This is a genomic window from Streptomyces sp. NPDC090499 (genome assembly GCF_044769305.1).
Classification (GTDB): Bacteria; Actinomycetota; Actinomycetes; order Streptomycetales; family Streptomycetaceae; genus Streptomyces.
Genome location: NZ_JBIVXP010000002.1, coordinates 290,053 through 313,363 on the forward strand (window position 1 = coordinate 290,053; position 23,311 = coordinate 313,363).

A 23,311-nucleotide genomic window follows, 5' to 3' on the forward strand; every position below is an offset into this window, starting at 1 on the left:
TTCGGCTTCGGTCTGCTTCGGCTTCGGTCTGCTTCGGCTTCGGTCTGCTTCGGCTTCGGTCTGCTTCGGCCGGTCTGCTTCCGCTTCGGCCTGCTTCCGCTTCGGCCTGCTTCCGCTTCGGCCTGCTTCCGCTTCAGTCTGCTTCGGCCAGCCGGCCGAGCCGGATGCGGTTGATCCTGCCCAGTTCGGTGCGGACGATCTCCCGCTCCTGCTCGGGCGCGTTGCCGATCCGCTCCTTGACCGCGTCCCGCATCTCCTCGCCGGTGCGGCCGGTGGCGCAGATCAGGAAGACATGGCCGAACCGCTCCTGGTAGGCGAGGTTGAGTTCGAGCATCTCCGCCTTGAGGGCGTCCGCGGCGCCGGCCATGCCGGACTGCTCCCGGGCCGAGGTGGGGTCGCCCGGCCTGGGGCGGCCGATCGGCGGGTGCCCGGCCATGGCCTCGGCGAGGTCCGCCGCACTCAGCTCGGCCATGGCGGCGTCACTGGCGGAGTAGAGGGCCTCCGGGGTGGCGTAGGGGCGGGCGGCGAGCAGGTGCCGGGCCCAGGCGGTGGAGGCGCACGCCTCGTGGAGGGCGGCGAGTGCCGCGGGCTCCTCCAGTTCGTTGAACCGGGCCAGGCCCGGGGGCGTGGAAGTCGACGTCACGGGAGCCTCCGTGGCCGTATGCGGCCTTCGTGCTGAACGGGCTGCCGTTAGCTAACGCCCTCCGGAACTCAGCGTCAACACTTTGTTGAAAATTCCGCGTAACAACCCCCGCCGCACACCGGGAGGGTCAGCCCTCCTTCTCGCGGTTCAGGTAGTTGTAGACGGTGAACCGGCTCACGCCGAGAGCGCCCGCCACGGTCTCCACGCCGTGCCGTACGGAGAAGGCGCCCCGCGCCTCCAGTATGCGCACGACCTCCTGCTTCGCCTTGCGGTCCAGGTCGGCCAGCGGCCTGCCCTGCTTGCGCTCCATGGCGGCCAGGATGTGGTCGAGGGAGTCCGCGAGCTGCGGCAGCCGTACGGCGACCACGTCGACGCCCTCCCAGGCGAGCACGACGTCGTCGGGGCCGGCCTCGTCGGGCGGGAGCATCTCCCCGCCCATGGCGTCGACCAGCGGCTTCACGGCGGTGATGAAGGGCTCGTCCGCGTTTCCGGTCACTTGTCGCCACCCTCCCCCACCACGTTGACCTGCAGCGAGATCCGGGTGGCGCCGGCCTCCAGGGCCCTGCGCAGCAGCGCGTCCACGGCGGTGAGCACGGCGTCGGAGCCGCCCTCCGCCGTGTTCCCGAACGGCCCGACGTCCACCGCGTCCAGCTGAGCACCCTCGATGACCTCACGGGCGACCAGCGCGTGCGCGGGGGCCTCGTCGAGGTCGAAGGGCTCGGTCGTGAACTCCACTCTCAATCGCACGCGCTCAACCTAACGCGCGGCGCCGGTGTTCGGGCAGTCCTCCGGGATCACCGGCCCTTGCGCAGGAAGCTCCGCAGGCGCCGCTCCGGCCAGGTGTTGATCACGTCGTCCGCGGTGAGCCAGCCGCGCTGGGCGGTGCCGATGCCGTAACGCATGTTGGCGAGGTGCGGGACGGCGTGGGCGTCGCTGTTCACGGCGAACCTCACGCCGTGCCGGCGGGCCCGCAGGATGTCCTCGTCGCGCAGGTCGAGCCGGTGCGGGTGGGCGTTGATCTCCAGGGCCGTGCCGGTGCGGGCGCAGGCGGCGAAGACCGCGTCGAGGTCGGCGTCGATGCCGGGCCGCTTGCCGATGAGGCGGGTGGTGGGGTGGCCGATGATGTTCACGTACGGGTTCTCGCAGGCGCGGACGAGCCGCCGGGTCAGGGCCTCGCGGCTCTGCTTGAAGTGCGAGTGCACCGAGGCCACGCACAGGTCGAACCCGGCGAGGAAGTCGTCCGGCCAGTCCACCCCGCCCTCGGGACCGATGTTCAGCTCGGTGCCGTGCAGCAGCCTCAGGCCGCCGCGCCGGCCCCTGGTGGGGTACGTGCCGTCCAGCTCACGCACCCGTTCCCGCTGGGCCAGCATCCGCTCGTCGGTCATCCGCTGCATGACCAGGTCGGGCGCGTGGTCGGTGATCGCGTAGTAGGCGTAGCCGCGCCCGGCGGCGGCCTCGGCCATCTCCTCCAGCGGGGCGAGCCCGTCGGTGAGGTCGGTGTGGGTGTGCAGGTCACCGCGGAGGTCGGCCTCGGTGACCAGGTCGGGCAGCTCGTCGCGGAGCCCGGCCTCGATCTCCCCGCGGTCCTCGCGCAGCGGCGGCGGGATCCAGGGCAGGCCGAGGCGGGCGTACACCTCCTCCTCGGTCGCGGAGACGATCTTCTCGCCGCTCTCGGTGTCGAAGAGGCCGTACTCGGAGAGCTTGAGCTTCTGGTGCACCGCGATCTCGCGGGTGCGGATGTTGTGGGCCCTGGAGCCGGTGAAGTACTGCAGCGCGGCGCCCCACGAGTCCGGCGGCACGACCCGCAGGTCGACGTTGAGCCCCTTGCCGGTGCGCACGGACGTCTTGGTCCCGCCCTGCCCGATGACCTCGGTGACGTAGGGCAGCCCGGTGAACGCCTTCATGAGCGGGGCGGAGTCCTTCGCCGCGGCGAGGATGTCGATGTCGCCGATGGTCTCGCGCATCCGGCGCAGCGAACCGGCGTAGGCGCACCGCTCGCAGCCGGTCACCGCGGAGAGCGCGCCGACGACGTCCTCGGCCAGCTCCATGACGACGTCGATCTGCACCCGCCCGCCGGAGGACCGGAGCAGTTCGATGCCGTGCAGGATGTTCTCCTCGGTCCTCGGCCCGAAGCCCTTGAGGTCGCGCAGCCGTTCGTCGCGGATGGCGGCGGCGAGTTCGTCCACCGAGGAGACGCCCAGTTCCTCGTAGACCGCCATGGCCTTCTTCGGGCCGAGGGTGGGCACGGCCGTCAGCTGCCGGACGCCGTCCGGGATCCTCGCGCGCAGCTCCTCGACGGCGGCCACCGTGCCGGTGTCGAAGTACTCGCGGATCTTCTGGGCGATCGACTTCCCGACGTTCGGGATCTCCTGCAGCTCCTTGAGGCCGAGTGTGGCGACATCGGCGTGGTGGCCGCCGACGGACCGGGCGGCCTTCTCGTGGACACGCGCCCTGAAGGCGTCTCCACCGGTGATCGAGACGAGGTCCGCGTACTCCTGGAGCAGCGCCGCCACCTCGTCGTTGGACCGAGCCATGCCTTCAGGGTAGGGCGCCCGTTTCGCGCGAGCGCTCTTGACAGCTCTCGCGGGTCACAGGCACTCTTCCATTAAGCAGAAATCAACTTCCACAATGTGGAAACAGAGACAGTGGAAGGGAGCGCCCACCCCATGGGATTTGCAGAGCAGCGCTTCACCGTCAACCTGTCGATCCTCTTCACGGAACTCCCGCTCCTGGAGCGCCCCGCGGCCGCCGCCGCGGCCGGCTTCACCGCGGTCGAGCTGTGGTGGCCCTGGGTCGACTCCCCCACCCCCGCGCGGCCGGAACTCGACGCGCTGCGCCAGGCGATCACGGCGGCGGGCGTCCGGCTGACCGGCCTGAACTTCTACGCCGGACAGCTGCCCGGCCCCGACCGGGGCGCCCTGTCGGTCCCCGGCGCGGAGTCGGAGCGGTTCCGCGCCAACATCGACGTGGCAGCCGGCTTCGCCCGCACCCTGGGCTGCCGGTCGCTCAACGCCCTGTACGGCAACCGCGTCGACGGCGTGGACCCGGCCGAGCAGGACGCGCTGGCCCTGGCGAACCTGGTCCGCGCCGCGGAGGCGGCCGACCGCAACGGGGCGGTCCTGCTGATCGAGGCGCTCAACGAGCCGGAGTCCCCGCGGTATCCGCTGGTGTCGGCGCCGGCCGCGGTCGCGGTCGTCGACAAGGTGAACGAGACCTCGGGACTCGGCAACGCCCGCTTCCTGATGGACCTGTACCACCTGTCGATGAACGGCGAGGACCTGCCGTCGGTGATCGAGCGGTACGCCTCGAAGACCGGCCACGTCCAGATCGCCGACAACCCGGGCCGCGGCGCCCCGGGCACGGGCTCACTCCCCCTGGAAGACCTCCTCGACCGGCTGCGGAAGGCCGGTTACGACGGCTGGGTGGGCCTGGAGTACAAGGCGGGCGACCGCCCGAGCGGGGACGCCTTCGGCTGGCTGCCGGTGGAACAGCGCGCCGCCCGTTGACGTGACCGTCCCCGGGGGCCGCCGCCCCCGGACCCCCGCTCCGGCCTTCGGCCTCGCCCTCGAACGCCGGACGGGCTGCCTGACCGACGCTTCCAGAGAGGCACCCCCTATGAGCAACACCCTCCCCAAGATCGCCTGGATAGGCCTCGGCATCATGGGCTCCCCGATGTCCGAGAACCTGGTCAAGGCGGGCTACGACGTCACCGGCTTCACGCTGGAGCAGGACAAGCTGGACCGGCTGGCCGCAGCCGGCGGCACCGCGGCCGGCTCGATCGCCGAGGCGGTGCGGGACGCGGACGTGATCATCACGATGGTCCCGGCGTCCCCGCAGGTCGAGGCCATCGCCTACGGCCCGGACGGCATCCTGGAGAACGCACGGTCCGGTGCGCTCCTCGTCGACATGTCGTCCATCACCCCGCAGACCTCGGTCGACCTGGCGAAGGCGGCCGCGAACAAGGGCGTCCGCGTGCTCGACGCGCCCGTGTCCGGCGGTGAGGCCGGGGCCGTCGAGGCCGTGCTGTCCATCATGGTCGGCGGCGAGCAGGCCGACTTCGACGCCGCCAGGCCGATCTTCGAGGCGCTGGGCAGGACCATCGTGCTGTGCGGTCCGCACGGCTCCGGCCAGACCGTGAAGGCGGCCAACCAGCTGATCGTCGCCGTGAACATCCAGGCGTGCGCGGAGGCCGTGGTCTTCCTGGAGAAGTCCGGCGTGGACCTGGCGGCCGCGCTGGACGTGCTGAACGGCGGCCTGGCGGGCTCGACCGTGCTGACGCGGAAGAAGGACAACTTCCTCAGCCGCGACTTCAGGCCGGGCTTCCGGATCGACCTGCACCACAAGGACATGGGCATCGTCACGGACGCGGCCCGCACCGTCGGCGCCGCCCTGCCCGTCGGCGCCGTGGTGGCGCAGCTGGTCGCGTCCCTGCGCGCGCAGGGCGACGGCGGCCTGGACCACTCGGCGCTGCTGCGCGCGGTGGAGCGCCTGTCCGGCGCACAGGTCTGAGCCGGACCACACGGCTTCCGGGCGGTGCCGGCGCCGACATCTGTCCTGTCGCGCCCAGGCGCCGGCGCCGCCCGGAATCAACTTCAACAAACTGTTGACGCCCGGCGGGCCTGATCCTAGGCTCCAAGAAGGCTCCACGAAGCGGAAATGAAATTCCGCTGACACCTGTACGGAAGGCCCACGATGTCGAAGCGCGTGCTCACCACCGAGTCCGGCGCCCCGGTCGCCGACAACCAGAACTCCGCCTCCGCCGGCATCGGCGGCCCGCTCCTCCTCCAGGACCAGCACCTCCTCGAGAAGCTCGCGCGCTTCAACCGCGAACGGATCCCGGAGCGTGTGGTGCACGCCCGCGGCAGCGGCGCGTACGGCCACTTCGAGGTGACCGACGACGTCACCGGCTTCACCCACGCCGACTTCCTGAGCGCGGTCGGCCGGCGCACCGAGGTCTTCCTGCGGTTCTCGACGGTCGCCGACTCCCTCGGCGGCGCCGACGCCGTCCGCGACCCGCGCGGCTTCGCCGTCAAGTTCTATACGGCAGAGGGCAATTACGACCTCGTCGGGAACAACACCCCGGTGTTCTTCATCAAGGACCCGCTCAAGTTCCCGGACTTCATCCACTCGCAGAAGCGCGACCCGTTCACGGGCCGTCAGGAGCCGGACAACGTCTGGGACTTCTGGGCGCACGCCCCCGAGGCCACGCACCAGGTGACCTGGCTGATGGGCGACCGCGGCATCCCGGCGTCGTACCGCCACATGAACGGCTACGGCTCGCACACCTACCAGTGGACGAACGCCGCGGGCGAGGCCTTCTTCGTCAAGTACCACTTCAAGACCAACCAGGGCGTGCGCTCGCTGAGCGGCGAGCAGGCCGCCGAACTGGCGGGCAAGGACCCGAACTCGCACCAGACGGACCTGCTCCAGGCCATCGAGCGGGGCGTGCACCCGTCCTGGACGCTGTATGTGCAGCTGATGCCGGCGGCCGAGGCGGCCGACTACCGCTTCAACCCCTTCGACCTGACCAAGGTCTGGCCGCACCGCGACTTCCCGCTCCAGCGGGTGGGCCGCCTGGTCCTGGACCGCAACCCGGACAACGTCTTCGCCGAGGTCGAGCAGGCCGCGTTCTCCCCGAACAACTTCGTGCCGGGCATCGGCCCCTCCCCCGACAAGATGCTCCAGGGCCGGCTGTTCGCCTACGCGGACGCGCACCGCTACCGCCTGGGCGTCAACCACACCCTGCTGGCCGTCAACGCCCCGAGGGCGACGACCGCGCAGAACTACGGCCGGGACGGCTTCATGGCCGCCAACGCCCAGGGCAGGCACGCGAAGAACTACGAGCCGAACTCCTACGACGGCCCGGCGCAGACCGGCCGCCCCCTGTCGGCGCCGCTCGCCGTGACCGGCCACACGGGCACCCACGAGGCCCCGCTCCACACCAAGGACGACGACTTCTCCCAGGCGGGCGAGCTGTACCGGCTGATGTCCGCGGAGGAGCAGCGGCGGCTGGTGGCGAACATCGCCGGCAGCCTCTCGCAGGTCTCCCGCGACGACGTGATCGAGAAGAACCTGGCCCACTTCCACGCCGCCGACCCGGAGTACGGCAGGCGGGTGACGGAGGCGGTCCGCGCCCTGCGCGAGGACTGACCCCACAGGCGGCCCGCGGCGGCCGACCGGCCCGGATGAGGGGTGGCCGGTCGGTGTCGGCGCGCGGGCGGGGCGAGGACCGCGGCGGCGTGCGAGCCAGTGCGGTGGTGAAGGAACCGGACGCCCTTCTCGACCAGAGGGAAGGACGCCCCGGCTCCGTCGCACCCGCCGCGGTCCCAGCCATACCCCCCTTGAGCCCCGTCCGGCGGCGCGAACGTCCTGTCGCGCCCAGCCTCGCGCCGTCGGACGGCCACAGCAGCAGAAGAGAGCCCCACGGGAGAAGAAGGCCCCACGGACTCCCCGAGCGCCGGATGCGGAACCGCCCGCGTCCGGCGCTTCGGCGTGCGTTTCCGGCCCCGCCGCAGGAGCCTTGTGGCATGACTGCACATCCACCGACCGAGTTCCCGCACATCGTCGTGCACGCCCCGGCCCTGGACGGCTCCCGGCGGGTCACCGAGGGCGACGTGACCCTGGGGATCGCCTCGCACCTCGACGACGTGATCGAGATCCTGCGGATGGCCGACCTGGACCGGATCGAGGTCGAGGAGAGCGACCTCATCGAATGGCAGGGCGGCGGCCCGGACGACTGGCCGGGGCTGACCGATTACCCCGAAAGCTGAGGTACCGGGACGAACGGACGGCCGATCCTCAAATCAAGCTCTGAATACTGTTCAACATGCTTCAACCGCCCCAGTCAGGGGGCATATTCACGTCACACGGTGCCCGCCGGCACGGGGGCGGCGGGCACCGGGTCACCGACAGCGCGAAGCGGGCGGCCCATCCTCTCGGATGGACCGCCCGCTCCCGTTCCGGCCGGCTCAGACCTTCAGCGTCCTGACGGACGTCGGCGCGTGGCCGGGCTCGGTCGCGATCTCCTCGAACTCGACGACGTTGGAGATGTCGTTGGTGGTCGACATGGAGATGTTGGTGACCCGCTCCAGGATCGCCTCCACCACGACCGGCACCCGGTGTTCGGCGGCCAGTTTCCTGGCCTCCTCGAAGGCCGCACCCAGCTCCGCCGGGTCCGTCACCCGGATCGCCTTGCAGCCCAGGCCCTCGGCGACCTTGACGTGGTCGACGCCGTAGACGCCCAGTTCGGGCGAGTTGATGTTCTCGAACTCCAGCTTGACCTGGAAGTCGATGTCGAACGCCCGCTGTGCCTGCCGGATCAGGCCCAGGTAGGAGTTGTTGACCAGGACGTGGATGTAGGGGATCTTGTGCTGCGCGCCGACCGCCAGCTCCTCCAGCATGAACTGGAAGTCGTAGTCGCCGGAGAGGGCGACGACGGACGCCTCCGGGTCGGCCTTGGCGACGCCCAGCGCGGCCGGGACCGTCCAGCCGAGCGGGCCCGCCTGGCCGCAGTTGATCCAGTGCCGGGGCCTGAAGACGTGCAGCATCTGGGCGCCGGCGATCTGCGAGAGGCCGATCGTGGAGACGTACCGGGTCTCCGGGCCGAAGGCCTTGTTCATCTCCTCGTAGACGCGCTGCGGCTTGATCGGGATGTCGTCGAAGTGGGTACGGCGCTGGAGGGTCGCCCGCTTCTCCTGCGCCGCGGCCGCCCACCGCGAGCGGTCGGGGAGGCCGGTCGAGGCCTTCAGCTCCCGTGCCACCTCGACGAAGAGCTCCAGGGCGGCCTTCGCGTCGGAGGCGATGCCGTAGTCGGGGGCGAAGATCCTGCCGATCTGGGTGGGCTCGATGTCCACGTGGACGAAGGTGCGGCCGGCCGTGTAGACGTCCAGCCTGCCGGTGTGGCGGTTGGCCCAGCGGTTGCCGATGCCGAGGACGAAGTCGGACTCCAGGAAGGTCGCGTTGCCGTAGCGGTGCGAGGTCTGCAGGCCCACCATGCCGGCGTTCAGCTCGTGGTCGTCGGGCAGGACGCCCCAGCCCATCAGGGTCGGGACGACCGGGGTGCCGGTCAACTCGGCGAACTCGACGAGGAGTCCGGCGGCGTCCGCGTTGATGACCCCGCCGCCCGCGACGATCAGCGGGCGCTCGGACGCGTTCAGCATCCCGATCGCCTTCTCGATCTGGGCGCGGGTGGCGGCCGGCTTGTAGACCGGGAGCGGCGCGTACGTCTCCGGGTCGAACTCGATCTCGGTGAGCTGCACGTCGACCGGCAGGTCGATCAGGACCGGGCCCGGCCGGCCGGAGCGCATCAGGTGGAAGGCCTGCTGGAAGACGCCCGGGACCTGCGCGGCCTCCAGCACGGTGACGGCCATCTTCGTGACCGGCTTGGCGATCGAGGCGATGTCGACGGCCTGGAAGTCCTCCTTGTGGATCACCGCGGTCGGGGCCTGGCCGGTGATGCAGAGGATCGGGACGGAGTCGCCGGTGGCCGAGTACAGGCCGGTGATCATGTCGGTGCCGGCCGGTCCCGAGGTGCCGATGCAGACGCCGATGTTGCCGGGGTGCGTACGGGTGTAGCCCTCGGCCATGTGCGAGGCACCCTCGACATGGCGGGCGAGGGTGTGCTGGATGCCGCCGGAGGCCTTGAGCGCCGCGTAGAAGGGGTTGATCGCCGCGCCGGGCACACCGAACGCATCGGTGACGCCCTCGCGCCTGAGGATCTCAACTGCCGCGCGGGCAGCGGTCATACGAGCCATCGAGAACTCCTGCTTTCGGCTGTCGGATGCCTGCTCCCGGCGCGCCCCGCGGTGAGCATCGTTTCCAGTTGTTCGAGTTATTCCGCATTACGGAAACTAACTTCTACTATCTGAAATCAATGTAGGTGTGGTGACGAACGTCGTCAAGGGACGGACAACCGGGCCCCGGCGGGAGCACCATGGGACGGCTGAACCGACGCAACGCCTGAGGTGGGGCCATGTCCGAGAGCGTGCCGGTGCGCTGTCCGGCCTGTCGGCGCGAGCACGTCTACACCGCGCCGTCGTACCCCTGCGCCTGCGGCGCGCCGGTCACCCCGGACCTCGACGGCACGGCCGGGCCGACGCCGGTGGCGCACCGCGCCTGGGACGCGGACTGGGTGACGGTGAGCTGCGGGTCCTGCGGACGGCGGGACCAGTGGCCGCAGCCGGAGCTGGGCTGCCCGTGCGGGGCGGTACTGCGCATCGCGGTCGCCGACGGCGTGTCCGCGCCGCCGGCGGAGCCCGGGCCCGGACCCGAGCCCCGGACCGTCTTCCACCCCGTGACGATCCGCACCGCCCGGGACGCGGTCACCGCGGCGGCGCTCTACCTGCGCTGGCTCGGCTACCGGGACATACGGCGGGCCGACCAGCGGCCGCCGTCCGGCATCGGGCTGGCCGCGCGGGGGCTGGTGGCCCAGGTGGACCCGACCGTGCAGCCGGCCTCGCTGCGGGACGTGGAGTGCCTGTGGCTGACGGCGATGACGGAGGACTCGGAGTGCGTGTACTTCTCCCTTGCGGGGTACGCCGAGGAGGCGCGGGAGCGGGCCGACGCTCTGGGGGTGCCGTTGTTCGTGCTGGACTTCACGGGGACGCCGCAGCCGGTGAACGGGCCCGCGGACGAGCTGCGCGCCGCGGGTGGGTGACCTGGCTGCGGGCCGGTGGGGGCTTGCCGCGCCCACGCGGCGGAGCCGCATATCGACACAGCCCCGCGCCCCTTACGGGGCGCTGAGACTTACGGGGCGCTGTAGGTCTCCCTCAGTTCGATCTTGCGGACCTTTCCCGAGACCGTCATCGGGAAGTCGGTCAGGATCTGGATGCGGCTCGGCACCTTGTAGTGGGCCAGGCGGCCCTCGCAGAAGGCGCGGAGTTCGTCCAGGGTGGGCGGGGCGGCCGGGTCGTGCGGGATGACGCAGGCGAGGACCTCCTCGCCGTACCTCTCGTGCGGCACCCCGACCACCTGGACGTCCCGGATCTTGGGGTGGGCGTAGAGGAACTCCTCGATCTCGCGCGGGTAGATGTTCTCGCCGCCCCTGATGATCATGTCCTTGATGCGGCCGACGATCTCCACGTAGCCGTCCTCGCGCATCAGCGCCAGGTCACCGGTGTGCATCCAGCGGCCGGCGTCGACGGCCTCCGCCGTCTTCCCGGGCTCGTTCCAGTAGCCGAGCATCACGCTGTAGCCACGGGTGCACAGCTCGCCCGAGGTGCCCCGCGGTAGGGTGACCCCGGTGGCCGGGTCGACGACCTTGACCTCCAGGTGCGGCAGCACCCGGCCGACGGTGCCGGTGCGGTGTTCGAGGTCGTCCTCGATCCGGGTCTGGAGCGAGACCGGCGACGTCTCCGTCATGCCGTAGCAGATGGAGACCTCCGCCATGTGCATCTCGGCGACCACCCGCTTCATCACCTCGACCGGGCAGGGCGAGCCCGCCATGATGCCGGTGCGCAGGGTGGAGAGGTCGTACGACGCGAAGCCGGGCAGGTTCAGCTCCGCGATGAACATGGTCGGGACGCCGTACAGCGAGGTGCAGCGCTCCCGCTGGACCGCCTCCAGGGTGGCCCGCGGGTCGAAGGACGGGGCCGGGATCACCATACAGGCGCCGTGCGAGGTGGCGGCCAGGTTGCCCATCACCATGCCGAAGCAGTGGTAGAAGGGCACCGGGATGCAGATCCGGTCCTGCTCGGTGTAGGCGATCGACTCCCCCACGAAGTAGCCGTTGTTGAGGATGTTGTGGTGGGAGAGGGTGGCCCCCTTCGGGAAGCCGGTGGTGCCCGAGGTGTACTGGATGTTGATGGCGTCGTCGCAGGACAACTCGGCCGCGCGAGCCGCCAGTTCGGGGGCCCTGTCGGCTGACCCGCGCGCGGTCAGGGCGTCCCAGCTCGGGTCCCCGATGTAGACGGTCTCCCGCAACTGCGGGCACCTGCCCCGCACTTCCTCCACCATCGCCCGGTAGTCGCTGGTCTTGTGCCGGAGCGAGGCGAACAGCAGTGAGATCCCCGCCTGGTTGAGGACGTACTCGGCCTCGTGGGTGCGGTAGGCCGGGTTGATGTTGACCATGATCGCGCCGATCCGGGCGGTGGCGTACTGCACCAGCACCCACTCGGCGCAGTTGACCGCCCAGATGCCCACCCGGTCGCCCTTGGCGATCCCGCTCGCCAGCAGCGCGTACGCCAGCCGGTCGACGTCGGCGGAGAACTGCGCGTACGTCCAGCGCCTGCCGGTCGGTACGTCCACCAGCGCCTCGCGGTCCGGCCAGGCCGCGACGGCCCGGTCCAGGTCGGCCCCGATGGTGTCGCCGAGCAGCGCGGTGCCGCTCGTGCCGTGCGTGTAGGACGAGGTCACCGGAAGTCCTCCTCGCGGTACTCGGCGGCCGAGCCGGCGGCCGTGGCCTCGCGCAGTTCGATCCGGCGGATCTTCCCGGACACGGTCTTGGGCAGCGGGGCGAACTCCAGCCGCCGGACCCGCTTGTAGGGCGCCAGGACCTGCCGGGAGTGCTCGAAGAGCACCTTCGCGGTGTCCGGGCCCGGCTCCCAGCCCGCCGCGAGCACGATGTACGCCTTCGGCACGGCCAGCCGCAGGTCGTCCGGCGCGGGCACGACGGCCGCCTCGGCCACCGCCTCGTGTTCGAGCAGCGCGCTCTCCAGCTCGAACGGGCTGATCTTGTAGTCGGACGCCTTGAACACGTCGTCGGCGCGGCCGACGTAGGTGATGTAGCCGTCCTCGTCCCGGGAGCCGATGTCCCCGGTGCGGTAGTAGCCGCCGGCCATCGCCTCCGCCGTACGGTCCGCGTCCCCGTGGTAGCCGGTCATCAGGCCGACCGGCAGCGCCGACAGGTCGAGCGCGATCTCGCCCTCCGCCGCACCGGGGGCGCCGCTGACCGGGTCCAGGAGCTCCACCCGGTACCCCGGGCTGGGACGGCCCATCGATCCGGTCTTGAGGGGCTGGCCGGGGCTGTTGGAGACCTGCACGGCCGTCTCCGTCTGCCCGAACCCGTCCCGGATGGTCACGCCCCAGGCCCGCCGCACCTGCTCGATCACCTCGGGGTTGAGCGGCTCGCCCGCCGCGACGACCTCGCGGGGCCGGGTGGCCAGCTGGCTCAGGTCCGCCTGGACGAGCATGCGCCACACCGTCGGCGGGGCGCAGAAGGACGTCACGCCGTGCCGGTCCATCTCGGCCATCAGCCGGCCCGCGTCGAAGCGCGAGTAGTTGTGGATGAAGACCGTCGCCTCGGCGTTCCAGGGGGCGAAGAGGTTCGACCAGGCGTGCTTGGCCCAGCCCGGCGAGGAGATGTTCAGGTGCACGTCACCGGGCTTGAGGCCGATCCAGTACATGGTGGCCAGGTGCCCGATGGGGTACGAGGTGTGGGTGTGCTCGACGAGCTTGGGGCGGGCGGTGGTGCCCGAGGTGAAGTAGAGCATCAGCGGGTCGTCCGCGAGGGTGGGGCCGTCGGGGACGAAGCCGGCCGACGCGGTGTACGCGTCCTCGTACGGCTCCCAGGGCCCCGCCTCCGACGGCGGCAGCCCGCCCACCGCGATCCGGGTGTAATCGCCCGGCACCTCGGTGAACTTGGCGGCGTCCTCGGCCCGCACGACCACGTGCTTCACCCGGCCCCGGTCGACGCGGTCGCGCAGGTCGGCCGGGCCGAGCAGCGGGGTGGCCGGGATGACCACGGCCCGCAGCTTCATCGCGGCCAGCGCGGTCTCCCACAGCTCGGCCTGGTTGCCGAGCATGACCAGGATGCGGTCCTCCGGCTCGACGCCCCGCGCGCGCAGGTGGTTGGCGACCCGGTCGGAGCGCTCGGACAGCTCGGCGAAGGACAGCTTCGTCTCGCCGCCGTCCTCCTCGACGATGTGCAGGGCGGTGCGGTCGTTGCCCTCGGCGATGACGTCGAACCAGTCCAGCGCCCAGTTGAAGTGGTCCGGGCGCGGCCAGGCGAAGCCCTCGTAGGCGGTGGCGTAGTCCGCACGGTGTTCCAGCAGGAAGTCCCGTGCCCTGCGGAAGTCCTCCGTCGCACTCGTCATACGCGTCTCCTTCAGTACCGGACCATTGCCGGGCGGCTCTCTGGCATCGTGTAATCCGTGATGCAGGTCTCACTACCCCCGAACGGGGGTGTGGACCGCACAAGGCCGGGGTCGAAGGGGCAGGACAGGTGGCAGCTGAGGTCGCGGGGGCGGTGGAGATACGTGGTGCGCTGTCCAGACTCCGGCGCACCACCGGGCTTCCGATCGCCTTCGGCGGGCTGGTCGAGGCGGGCCGGACACAGGTCCGGATCAGCGAGCTGACCGGCACCAACACGGCGTCGCTGCGCTCGCTCGCGGTCACCTCGGGGAACGGCCTGGGCGGGAAGGCGGTCGCCCTGGCCCGCCCCTGCGCGGTCGTCGACTACTCGGCCTCGCAGCAGATCAGTCACGAGTACGACATCCCGGTGGCGGCCGAGGGCCTGCGCTCGGTGCTCGCGGTACCGGTGGTGGTCCGGCGCCGGGTGCGGGGCGTGCTGTACGGCGCGCTGCGCTCCGCCCAGCCGCTGGGCGACCGCACGCTGGGCGCGGCGGTGGCGGCGGCCCGGGACGTGGAGCAGGCGCTGCTCGTGCAGGACGAGGCCAGGGGCCTGCTGGCGGCGGCGCGGCCGGCACCGGCCGCCGTACCGGATCCGGGGGCCGCCTGGGAGCAGGTGCGGGAGGCGCACGCCGCGCTGCGCGCCCTGGCGCCGCGGATCACCGACCCGGAGCTGCGCGCCGAACTGCTCGCCGCCTGCGGGCTGCTGACCGCGCCGGCGCCGCATCCGGCGGCCGAGGCGGTGCTGGCGCCGCGGGAACTGGACGTGCTGGCATGGGTGGCGGCCGGGGCGACCAACGCGGTGGTGGCCGAGCGGCTGGGGCTGCGGCCCGAGACGGTCAAGGGCTACCTGCGCTCGGCGATGCGGAAGCTGGGCGCGCACACCCGGGGGGAGGCGGTGTCGGCGGCTCGTCGGACGGGGGTGTTGCCATAGCCGGAGGGGACCCATTCCATTCATGCGGACGCGCACTGAATTGCCATATGCGAAGCCCCTGTTATTTCCCTCACCATGCCGTTCGGCCGGATTTCAGGGTTCATTGCCTAGAATTTGGCCCGGACACGACACACGAGGGGAGCGGTGACCGTGCGACGGGACTTCCAGGAGCCTGCCAGATGCCGCCCCGACCTGGTCATCGGCCGGGCGGAGCTGTTCGCGGCCGCCCGGGAGCAGCTCTCCTCGGGGGGCAGCGTCCTCCTGCACGGGCCCGCCGGAATAGGAAAATCGACCGTCCTGCGGGCGCTGGACGCGGAATACTCCGGTACCGCCCGCACCGTGTTGCGCTGCTCGGCCACCGAGTCCGAATCCCATCTTCCGTTCCTCGCCCTCGCCGACCTCTTCGGCCTGGTCCTCGACGACGTCTCCGCCCACCTGCCCGGCGCCCAGCGCACCGCCCTGGAGTCGGCACTGACCGGCCGCGGCGAGTCCACCCTCCAGCGCGACGGCCTCGCCCTGCGCCTGGCCGTGCTGTCCACGCTGCGCGTACTGGCCGCCGAGGGACCCGTACTGATCGTCGCCGACGACCTCCAGTGGCTGGATCCGGCCAGCGCCGAACTCCTCGGCTTCGCCGCCCGCCGCCTCGGCGGCACCCCGGTCCAGCTGCTCAGCGCGGTCCGCACCGAGGGCCAGGAGTACGACCGCCACCTACGCGCGTCGCCCCCGGACACCGTCGCCGTCCGCCTCGGCGCGCTGAACCGCAGGCAGGTCTCCGAACTCCTCGACCACCGCGGCCACACCGGGCTGAGCCGGTCCACGGTCCGCGAGATCCACCGCACCAGCGGCGGCAACCCGCTGTTCGCCCTCGAACTCGGCCGCGCCCTCGCCGAGAACCCGACCCCGCCCCGGCCCGGCGAGCCGCTGCCGGTGCCGACCTCGCTGCGCGCCCTGGTGCTCAGCCGCCTCGACATGCTCTCCGTCGAGGCCCGCCGCACCCTGCTGGTGGCCAGCGCCGGCGCCCGCCCCACCCACGCCCTGCTGCACGCGGCAGGCCGGGAGAACGCCGAGGCCGAGTGCGCCCAGGCGGCCGAACTGGGGCTGCTGGCCACCGAGCCGGAGGGGCCCGCCGTACGGTTCGCGCACCCCCTCATCTCCGCCGCGCTGTACGCGGAGGCGCCCGCCCAGGAGCGCCGGGCCGCGCACGCCGCGCTGTCCACGGCCGCCTCCGACCCGATCGAGCGGGCCCGGCACCTGGCGCTGGCCACCACCGGCACCGATCCGGAGGTCGCCGACCGGCTCGCCGAGGCCGCGACCGAGGCCCGGGACCGGGGCGCCCCCTCGGTGGCCGCGCAGATCGGCCTGCTCGCCGCCCGGCACACCCCCGGCGACAGCACGCCCACCCCGGACGAACGCCGGCTCCAGGCCGCCGAGGACGCCATCAGCGGGGGCGAGATCGACCTCGCCCAGGACATCGCCCGCGAGGTGCTCACCCGGGCCACCCGTCCGGTGGACCGGGTGCGGGCCTGGATCCAGGTCATCGACTGCGCGGGCCACACCATGACCGAGGTGGACGCGGCCTTCCCGCACGCCCTCGCCGACGCCGGCGACGACCCGCGGCTGCTCGGCAAGGTCCACTACCAGCTGGCCTGGCGGGCGCTGATCGTGGGCGGCGACTTCACCGAGGCCCGGCAGGCGGCGGCACACTCCGCCGACCTCGCGGCGGAGGGCGGCGACCGGCGCACCGAACTCCTCGCACTCTCCCTCCAGGCCCAGGTCGAGACCCTGATGGGCCATCCGGCGGCACCCGCCACCATCAAGCGCGCCCTGAAGGAGCCCCAGGACCCGAACGTGGCCTGCCACCACAACGGAGCGGGCAGCGCCAGGTTCCGCTGGCTGGTGATGGGCGACCAGCTGGCCGAGGCGCGGGCCACCGTCACCGCGCTGCTGCGCGAGGTCCGCCGGCGCGGGCAGGTGGAGAGCGAGGTGCACTTCCTGCGCGGCCTCGCCGAGACCGAGCTGCGCTCCGGGCACTGCGGCCGGGCCCTCGACCTGGCCCGGGAGGGCCTGCACCTCGCCCACGACTCCGGGATCGGCGAGACCGCCTCCGCGATGCTCACCTCGCTGGCCGAGGCGTCCGGCGGCGACGTCGACCGGGGCCTGGCACTGGCCCGGGAGGCGGTGCAGCACGCCGAGCAGGACGGCGACACCATGTACCTGTCCCGGGCCCTGGGCGCCCTCGGATACGCCCAGTTGGTGGCAGGCGACCCGGCGGGCACGGTCCGCTCGCTGCGCCGGGTACGGGAACTGGAGCAGAGCCTCGGCATCACCGACCCGGCCCGCGGCCGCTGGCAGGGCGACCTCGCCGAGGCACTCGTCCGGGTGGGTGAACCCGCCGAGGCGCAGGACGTCATCGACGTCACCCGTCAGCACGCGCTCAGACTCGGCCGGGAGAGTGTCCTCGCCGCGCTCGACCGGGCCGAGGCGCTGGTCCGGGCCGCGCACGGGGAACGCGACGCGGCCGTCACCCTGCTGACCTCGGCTCAGGACCGGTTCGCCAAACTGGGCTACGGCCTGGAGGAGGCGCGGGCCGCGTTCGCCCTGGCGGCGCTGCGCGAGCGGCGCTCCCCCACGGCGTTCGACGAGGCCACCCGGCTGTTCCGGCGGTGCCGCGCGCTACCGTGGCTGCGGCAGGTGGACGAGGCCGTCTCCGCGCCGGAGCCGCCGGTCGAGGCACCCGCCGCGCTGGACGCCCTGGACGGTCTTGCCGCGATGGAGCGTCAGGTCGCCGCGCTGGTCATGGAGGGCGCCACCAACCGGGAGATCGCCGCCCGGCTGTTCATCAGCGTCAAGACGGTCGAGGCCACGCTCACCCGGGTCTACCGCAAGCTGGGCATCCGATCGCGCGTGGACATAGTCCGTTTGGCCGCGGGGCGACGCGCGAAGTGAGAGCGCTCCCGGTTAACTGAGGCGGACCGAGGGTTTTCCCTCCGCCATCCCCCTAGGGGGTTCCCTCATTGGGAGGGTGGGGTTCCGGGTCCTAGCTTATGGATGTGCCGCTCGCCCGGGCATACGGGGGTCGGTCCCGCGACCCCCGTGCTGCACCCCCCACACCCGCGCGACCCCCACCGGCAACCCCCACTGAGGAGACTCATGTTCGGGCACCACCGCGCAAGAAAGTCAGCCGCAGTCCTGGTGGCCACCGCCGCCGCCGCGGCGACCGCGCTGATCGCGTCCCCCACCGCGTCAGCAGCCCCCCAGCCGATCGTCGGCGGAACGACCACCACGACGACCGCGTACCCGTTCATGATGCAGATCACGGACGCGTCCGGCAGCCAGTTCTGCGGCGGCACCCTGGTGTCGGCCACCAAGGTGGTGACGGCCGCCCACTGCATGGAGGGCGAGTCGACGAGCAGCGTCCGCGTGGTCGGCGGCCGCACGTACCTCAACGGCACCAACGGCACGGTCAGCAAGGTCAGCAAGATCTGGATCAACCCGGACTACACGGATGCCACCAACGGCGACGACGTCTCCGTCCTGACGCTGTCGACCGCGATGTCGTACACCCCGGCGTCGTACGTGACGTCCTCCCAGACGAGCGTGTACGCGGCCGGCACCACGGCCCGCATCCTCGGCTGGGGCACCACCTCGGAGAACGGCAGCTCCTCCAACCAGCTGCGGACCGCGACCGTCCCGATCGTGTCCGACTCCAGCTGCAAGAGCTCCTACGGTTCGGACTTCGTCCAGACCGACATGGTTTGCGCCGGATACACGTCCGGCGGCACAGACACCTGCCAGGGCGACAGCGGCGGTCCCCTGCTCATCGGGGGCGTCCTGGCAGGGATCACTTCCTGGGGAGAGGGGTGCGCGGAGGCCGGTTACCCGGGTGTCTACACCCGGCTGACCACCTTCTCGAACCTGGTGACCGCGCAGGTCAACTCGTAACCAGAAGGCCTCCCGAGTATCACTCGGGTGAGTGACCAGGGGGCGTTGCGGGCTACCACGAGCAGCCCGCAGCGCCCCCTATCCATGCCTGCGCCTACTTGTCCGCGGTGAGCTGCCCCGCGGCGCCCCAGCTGTCGGCCGGGACCTCGTGGATCCAGACCTGCACGGTCTCGGCGGGGATCCGGTACGCCTCGACGAACGCGTCGGTGACGCGCCGGACGAGATCCCGCTTGAGTTCGGGGTCGCGGGGGCCCTGCTGGACGGTGACGATCGGCATCGCTGGACTCCTTCGGTGGGTGGCCCGTTCGGGGTCCCGTCCGGAGTCCGGCCCGGGGTCCCGTTCGGCCCTGTTCGACGGGTCCAGTCCATCGCGCCGGGCGTCCGCGGCCAAGAAGCAGATCGCGACCGCAGCGATCAGATTCCGTGATCGTCGCAGGCCAGCAGCAGAGTGGCCAGGTGCGGGGAGAGCGGGGCGGCAGGCACGGCGAGACCCGTCGGCAGGGCAAGGCCCGGAGCGCGGAACGGTACGAAGGCCACCCGGGGGCTGTGCAGCACGCGCGCGTGGGACGCGTACACGACCGTCCACAGCGGGCGGGTGCCGATGCCGGCGAGGGTGTCCTGGAGCGAGCCGGGCGACGGTCCGGGCAGCGGCTCGAAGCCGGCCTCGCGGCAGGCGCCGACGACCAGGTCGGCGAGGGCGGGGTTGGTGCGGCGCTCGGTGAGCGCGAGGGGCAGGCCCGCCAGCTCCTCGACGCCGATCTCGGCGCGGCGGGCGAGGGGGTGACCGGCGGGGACGGCGGCCACCAGGGGGTCGGGCCACAGCGGATGGACCCGCACCCCGGGCACGGGCTCCACGGCCCGGACGAAGGCGGCGTCCAGCCCGCCGCCCGCGACCCGGGCGAGGCGTTCGGCGGCCGGCAGTGCGAAGAGCTCGACGGGCACGTCCGGCGCGCGGCGCGCGAACGCGGCCAGCACCCGGTCCAGATGCGCACCGAGTCCGGTACTCGTGCCGACCCGCAGCCCGGCCGGCGGGGCGACCACGGCCCGTGCCCGCTCGGCCGCCGCCAGCACCGCCCGCGCCTCGGGCAGCAGCCGCTCCCCCGCACCGGTGAGCCGGACCCGGCGCGGCGAGCGGTCGAACAGCTCGGCGCCCAACTCCCGTTCAAGACGCTGTATCTGCTGGCTGACCGCCGACTGCACGATGTGCAGACGGCCGGCGGCCCGCCCGAAGTGCAGCTCCTCGGCGACGGCGACGAAGTAGCTGAGCTGCCGCAGTTCCATGGCCCCGACTCTAGAGCCCGGTCCGAACACGCTGTTTCAATGGACTCCTTACGGGTGTCGCGGGAGGGATGGTGCAGATGCTGCACACGGTGTCGACGGACCGGGTCCTGGCGTTCGCCGCGATGTCACTGCTGGTCATCGCGATCCCGGGGCCGAGCGTGCTGTTCGTGATCGGCCGGGCGCTCGCCCACGGCCGCCGCACCGCCGTGGCCACCGCGATCGGCAACGTCTTCGGCTCGTATCTGCTGGTGGTGGCGGTCGCGGTCGGCATCGGCCCGCTGGTGGAGCGGTCGGTGACGGTGTACCTGACGGTCAAGCTGCTCGGCGCGGCCTACCTGGTGTACCTGGGCGTGCAGGCCGTCCGGCACCGCAGGCGGCTGACGGCGGCCGCGGTCCGGCGGGCCCCGGCGGGCGAACCCCGCGGCGATCTGCGCACGGTCCTGGACGGCGCCCTGGTGGGTGCCACGAACCCCAAGGGCGTGGTCTTCTTCGCCGCCGTCCTCCCCCAGTTCGTCGACCACTCGGCGGGCCGTGTCCCCCTTCAGATGCTGCTGCTCGGCCTGGTCCCGATCTCCATCGGCCTGGTCACCGACACGCTGTGGGGCCTGACGGCGTCCGCGGCCCGCACCTGGTTCGCCCGGTCGGACCGCCGCCTGTCGCTGATCGGCGGCGCGGGCGGCGTCACGATGATCGGGCTGGGCGTGACGGTGGCGGTGACGGGCCGGGCGGACTGAACAGCCACCGGCCGCAGCCGTTCACCGGCCGGACGGATCACCGGCCGGCCCGGGGTACGACGGCCCCGAACCGGATGTCGTAGGAGGTGCCGGGATGCAGGACGGCCAGCATCCGCTCGCCTTCCGCCAGGATCGCGTCCTGCTCCGCTCCCCAGCTCCTCTGCCCCTGCCCCTGCCCCTGCCCCTGCCCGAAGACCTCGACGACCAGGGCGTCCTCCGTCAGCTTCCACACACCGGCGAGGAAACCGTCGACGAGCAGGGTGCGGTAGGCCTGGTTGCCCTGCCAGGCGCGGCCCCGTAGCTCGGGCGGGACGACGCGGGTGCGGTCGGCGTGGGAGAGGAGCAGGTTGTCGAACTCGGGGAGGAAGCGGGGCGGGGCCGGAGTCGCGGGGTCGGGGCGGGGCGCGCCGGGGAGGTCGAAGAGTTCGGTGCCGGTCTCGTCCCGGAAGGTGAGGAGGCGGGGCCGCAGCCGTTCGAAGGCCGGGCGGAGCCGGGTCAGTCCGGCCCAGGTCTGCATGTCCCTGACGGAGGCCGGCCCGAAGGCGGCGAGGTAACGCAGAACGGCGGCGTCCGTGGCCTCGGCGGCCGCCGCCGGCTCGGCGGGGCGGCCGAGCCAGTGCTCGGCGGTGGTGAGGGCGACCTGCCCGGACCGCCCCCACAGCCCGCGCGGGGTGACCTGCACGAGGGGCAGGGTGCAGCGGGCGGCGACGGCGAGGGACTGCGGGTCGGCGTCCGGCCACTCGGCGCGCAGCGCCTCCCGCAGCCCGGCCATGGTGCGCGGCTCGGCCTCGACCAGGTCCCGGGCGAGCGCGGCGAGCCGGTCCAGGTCGACACCGGCCAGCCCCTTGCGGAAGGCGGTCAGCTCCCGGCTGCGTGCGGGCTGGACCAGCGGGCGCAGGGTCAGCGCGTCGGCGGCGGTGTGGGTGTGGATGGTCGACCGCAGCGTGACGATCCGGACCACCTTCCGGTCGGCCATCAGCCGGGAGAGCTGCTCGGGGGCGAAGCCGTCGAGGCGGGCGGCGAGGGCGTAGTACGGCGGCTTGACGTTCTGCGCCTGGAGGCCGACGAGGTGCGCGACGGTCTCCTGCGCCGACCGGGGTGAGCGGCGCAGCAGGAGCTGGCGGTCGAGGGTTGCGCGGTTGAGGGCGCGGGTGCCGAGGACCGGGCCGGACGGCTGCTTGGTCATACCGGGCACGCTAACGCCGAACGAGGACAGATCCTGTCCGCATCTCTCACCGAATCCCGCCCTCGATTCCCTCCGCCGGGCCCGTATGCCCCGTATATCCTGCGACGAGACTCACCGATCACGCGTGATCACTCCGACCACGCGGATCACACAGCTCACGCCGATACAGGCTCCACCGAGAGGCGGCCGCGATGTCCGAGCGACGCCCCAGTCCGGCCCCGAAGAACACCGCGAACGGCCGTAACGGCCGGGGCACCAGAAGGTCCGTCTGGCGCCGCGCCCTGCCGCAGGAGCAGGACGACACGGCCGAGCTGCCTGCGGCAGGGGCCGCGTCGGGCGGGGGGCCCGCCGAGCCGCCGAGCATCGTGGAGGCGGCGCTGTACAGCGACGGGGTGCGGGTGTCGACACCGGCGACCCTCGCGGAGACGTACCGCGAACTGCGCGACACGCCCTCAGGCATGGCGTGGATCGGCCTGGCCCGCCCCACCTCGGACGAACTCCTCTCCCTGGCCAGCGAGTTCGACCTGCACCCGCTCGCGGTCGAGGACGCGATGGAGGCACACCAGCGGCCGAAGCTGGAGCGGTACGGCGACACGCTCTTCGTGGTCCTGCGCGCCGCCCGCTATCTGGACGCGCCGGAGGAGGTCGACTTCGCCGAGCTGCACGTGTTCGTCGGCCCCGACTTCGTGATCACGGTCCGGCACGGCGCAGCCCCGGACCTCTCGGCGGTCCGCCGCCGCATGGAGGACTCCCCCGACCTGCTCAAACTCGGCCCCGAGGCGGTCCTCTACGCGATACTCGACGCGGTGGTCGACGGCTACGCCCCGGTCGTCGAGGGCGTCCAGAACGACATCGACGAGATCGAGACGGAAGTCTTCCGCGGCGACCCGTCCGTCTCCCGCCGCATCTACGAACTCTCCCGCGAGATGGTCGAGTTCCAGCGCGCGACCCGGCCCCTGGTCGGCATGCTGCACGGCCTGATGGCCGGCTTCACCAAGTACGAGACCGACGAGGAACTCCAGCGCTACCTCCGCGACGTCGCCGACCACGTCACCCACATCAGCGAACGCGTGGACGGCTTCCGCCAGGCCCTCACCGAAATCCTCACGGTCAACGCGACCCTGGTCACCCAGCAACAGAACGCGGAGATGCGGGCGTTGGCGGAGGCGGGGTTCGAACAGAACGAGGAGATCAAGAAGATCTCTTCATGGGCGGCCATTCTGTTCGCTCCGACGCTGGTGGGGACGATCTATGGAATGAACTTCAGGGAGATGCCGGAGTTGCACTGGGTGTTGGGTTACCCCTTTGCAATCATCCTGATGGCGATCGTATGCACCAGTTTGTACTTCATTTTCAAACGGAAAGACTGGCTCTGAGTAACTGACCCCCGGGGCCCGCGTCGGGGCATCACGGGGGCGTCCGCGACCGCCTGAAGCCCCGCCCAGGGCCGCTGGGGAGAATCCGGGGAGAATGAAACCCGCGCCGCTTCGGCTGGCGCTCCCCAGCCTCAGACCCACTCGCCCCGA

At 72.0% G+C, this 23,311-nt stretch carries 20 protein-coding genes; 10 read left to right on the top strand and 10 right to left on the bottom strand.

Annotation, left to right across the window (positions count from 1 at the left end):
* Positions 1–133: 133 nt before the first annotated feature.
* From uraD to polX, 4 genes are all read right to left on the bottom strand, one after another.
* The gene (gene uraD, locus ACIQVL_RS09740; RefSeq protein WP_403429965.1) at positions 134–643 is read right to left on the bottom strand and encodes a 2-oxo-4-hydroxy-4-carboxy-5-ureidoimidazoline decarboxylase; all 510 of its coding nucleotides are present in this window, start codon (positions 641–643) and stop codon (positions 134–136) included.
* Positions 644–770: 127 nt separating this feature from the next.
* On the bottom strand, positions 771–1,139 hold the full coding sequence (locus ACIQVL_RS09745) for a helix-turn-helix domain-containing protein (RefSeq protein WP_403429967.1): 369 nt from the start codon (positions 1,137–1,139) through the stop codon (positions 771–773).
* On the bottom strand, positions 1,136–1,390 hold the full coding sequence (locus tag ACIQVL_RS09750) for a hypothetical protein (protein WP_403429969.1): 255 nt from the start codon (positions 1,388–1,390) through the stop codon (positions 1,136–1,138). The genes ACIQVL_RS09745 and ACIQVL_RS09750 overlap by 4 nt, the downstream gene beginning before the upstream one ends.
* 47 nt (positions 1,391–1,437) lie before the next feature.
* The gene (gene polX / locus ACIQVL_RS09755) at positions 1,438–3,177 is read right to left on the bottom strand and encodes a DNA polymerase/3'-5' exonuclease PolX (protein ID WP_403474951.1); all 1,740 of its coding nucleotides are present in this window, start codon (positions 3,175–3,177) and stop codon (positions 1,438–1,440) included.
* 132 nt (positions 3,178–3,309) lie between these two features.
* On the opposite strand from polX, the gene ACIQVL_RS09760 reads away from it, so the two are divergent.
* From ACIQVL_RS09760 to ACIQVL_RS09775, 4 genes are all read left to right on the top strand, one after another.
* Positions 3,310–4,149: a TIM barrel protein gene (locus ACIQVL_RS09760; RefSeq protein WP_403429972.1), complete on the top strand. Its 840-nt coding sequence runs from the start codon at positions 3,310–3,312 to the stop codon at positions 4,147–4,149.
* Positions 4,150–4,258: 109 nt separating this feature from the next.
* Entirely contained in the window at positions 4,259–5,152 is an 894-nt protein-coding gene (locus ACIQVL_RS09765) for a 2-hydroxy-3-oxopropionate reductase (protein WP_403474952.1), read from the top strand.
* Between the two features lie 183 nt (positions 5,153–5,335).
* On the top strand, positions 5,336–6,793 hold the full coding sequence (locus tag ACIQVL_RS09770) for a catalase (protein ID WP_403474953.1): 1,458 nt from the start codon (positions 5,336–5,338) through the stop codon (positions 6,791–6,793).
* Positions 6,794–7,170: 377 nt separating this feature from the next.
* Positions 7,171–7,413 (top strand): hypothetical protein, encoded by a 243-nt coding sequence (locus ACIQVL_RS09775; RefSeq protein WP_403429976.1) that lies wholly within the window; start codon positions 7,171–7,173, stop codon positions 7,411–7,413.
* A gap of 198 nt (positions 7,414–7,611) precedes the next feature.
* On the opposite strand, the gene gcl is transcribed toward ACIQVL_RS09775, so the two are convergent.
* A complete protein-coding gene (gene gcl, locus ACIQVL_RS09780) occupies positions 7,612–9,396 on the bottom strand; it encodes a glyoxylate carboligase (protein WP_403429977.1) in 1,785 nt (594 codons plus the stop codon).
* A gap of 218 nt (positions 9,397–9,614) precedes the next feature.
* Between gcl and ACIQVL_RS09785 the strand changes: the two genes are divergently transcribed.
* On the top strand, positions 9,615–10,298 hold the full coding sequence (locus tag ACIQVL_RS09785) for a hypothetical protein (RefSeq protein WP_403429978.1): 684 nt from the start codon (positions 9,615–9,617) through the stop codon (positions 10,296–10,298).
* Between the two features lie 89 nt (positions 10,299–10,387).
* Here ACIQVL_RS09785 and ACIQVL_RS09790 read toward each other — a convergent pair whose 3' ends face one another.
* Together ACIQVL_RS09790 and ACIQVL_RS09795 are read right to left on the bottom strand one after the other, a co-directional pair.
* Complete coding sequence (locus ACIQVL_RS09790) at positions 10,388–11,995, bottom strand: AMP-binding protein (protein ID WP_403474954.1); 1,608 nt, start codon at positions 11,993–11,995, stop codon at positions 10,388–10,390.
* Positions 11,992–13,674 carry an AMP-binding protein gene (locus ACIQVL_RS09795; RefSeq protein WP_403474955.1) on the bottom strand — a complete coding sequence of 561 codons (1,683 nt, stop codon included), beginning with the start codon at positions 13,672–13,674 and terminating at the stop codon, positions 11,992–11,994. The genes ACIQVL_RS09790 and ACIQVL_RS09795 overlap by 4 nt, the downstream gene beginning before the upstream one ends.
* 128 nt (positions 13,675–13,802) lie before the next feature.
* On the opposite strand from ACIQVL_RS09795, the gene ACIQVL_RS09800 reads away from it, so the two are divergent.
* The 3 genes from ACIQVL_RS09800 (at position 13,803) to ACIQVL_RS09810 (ending at position 18,584) form a co-directional block, all read left to right on the top strand.
* Positions 13,803–14,642: a response regulator transcription factor gene (locus tag ACIQVL_RS09800; RefSeq protein ID WP_403429983.1), complete on the top strand. Its 840-nt coding sequence runs from the start codon at positions 13,803–13,805 to the stop codon at positions 14,640–14,642.
* A 144-nt stretch (positions 14,643–14,786) separates the two neighbouring features.
* Positions 14,787–17,588, top strand: coding sequence for an AAA family ATPase (locus ACIQVL_RS09805; RefSeq protein WP_403474956.1), 2,802 nt, complete (start codon positions 14,787–14,789; stop codon positions 17,586–17,588).
* Between the two features lie 204 nt (positions 17,589–17,792).
* The gene (locus tag ACIQVL_RS09810) at positions 17,793–18,584 is read left to right on the top strand and encodes a S1 family peptidase (RefSeq protein WP_403429987.1); all 792 of its coding nucleotides are present in this window, start codon (positions 17,793–17,795) and stop codon (positions 18,582–18,584) included.
* A 94-nt stretch (positions 18,585–18,678) separates the two neighbouring features.
* On the opposite strand, the gene dmpI is transcribed toward ACIQVL_RS09810, so the two are convergent.
* Positions 18,679–18,861, bottom strand: coding sequence for a 4-oxalocrotonate tautomerase DmpI (dmpI, locus tag ACIQVL_RS09815; RefSeq protein WP_403429988.1), 183 nt, complete (start codon positions 18,859–18,861; stop codon positions 18,679–18,681).
* A 137-nt stretch (positions 18,862–18,998) separates the two neighbouring features.
* Positions 18,999–19,865 carry a LysR substrate-binding domain-containing protein gene (locus ACIQVL_RS09820; protein WP_403474957.1) on the bottom strand — a complete coding sequence of 289 codons (867 nt, stop codon included), beginning with the start codon at positions 19,863–19,865 and terminating at the stop codon, positions 18,999–19,001.
* 77 nt (positions 19,866–19,942) lie between these two features.
* Here ACIQVL_RS09820 and ACIQVL_RS09825 point away from each other — a divergent pair, with 77 nt between their 5' ends.
* Positions 19,943–20,599 carry a LysE family translocator gene (locus ACIQVL_RS09825; protein ID WP_403474958.1) on the top strand — a complete coding sequence of 219 codons (657 nt, stop codon included), beginning with the start codon at positions 19,943–19,945 and terminating at the stop codon, positions 20,597–20,599.
* Positions 20,600–20,636: 37 nt separating this feature from the next.
* Here ACIQVL_RS09825 and ACIQVL_RS09830 read toward each other — a convergent pair whose 3' ends face one another.
* Positions 20,637–21,785: a winged helix DNA-binding domain-containing protein gene (locus ACIQVL_RS09830; RefSeq protein ID WP_403474959.1), complete on the bottom strand. Its 1,149-nt coding sequence runs from the start codon at positions 21,783–21,785 to the stop codon at positions 20,637–20,639.
* Between the two features lie 191 nt (positions 21,786–21,976).
* Between ACIQVL_RS09830 and ACIQVL_RS09835 the strand changes: the two genes are divergently transcribed.
* On the top strand, positions 21,977–23,161 hold the full coding sequence (locus tag ACIQVL_RS09835; protein ID WP_403429995.1) for a magnesium and cobalt transport protein CorA: 1,185 nt from the start codon (positions 21,977–21,979) through the stop codon (positions 23,159–23,161).
* Positions 23,162–23,311 lie beyond the last annotated feature (150 nt).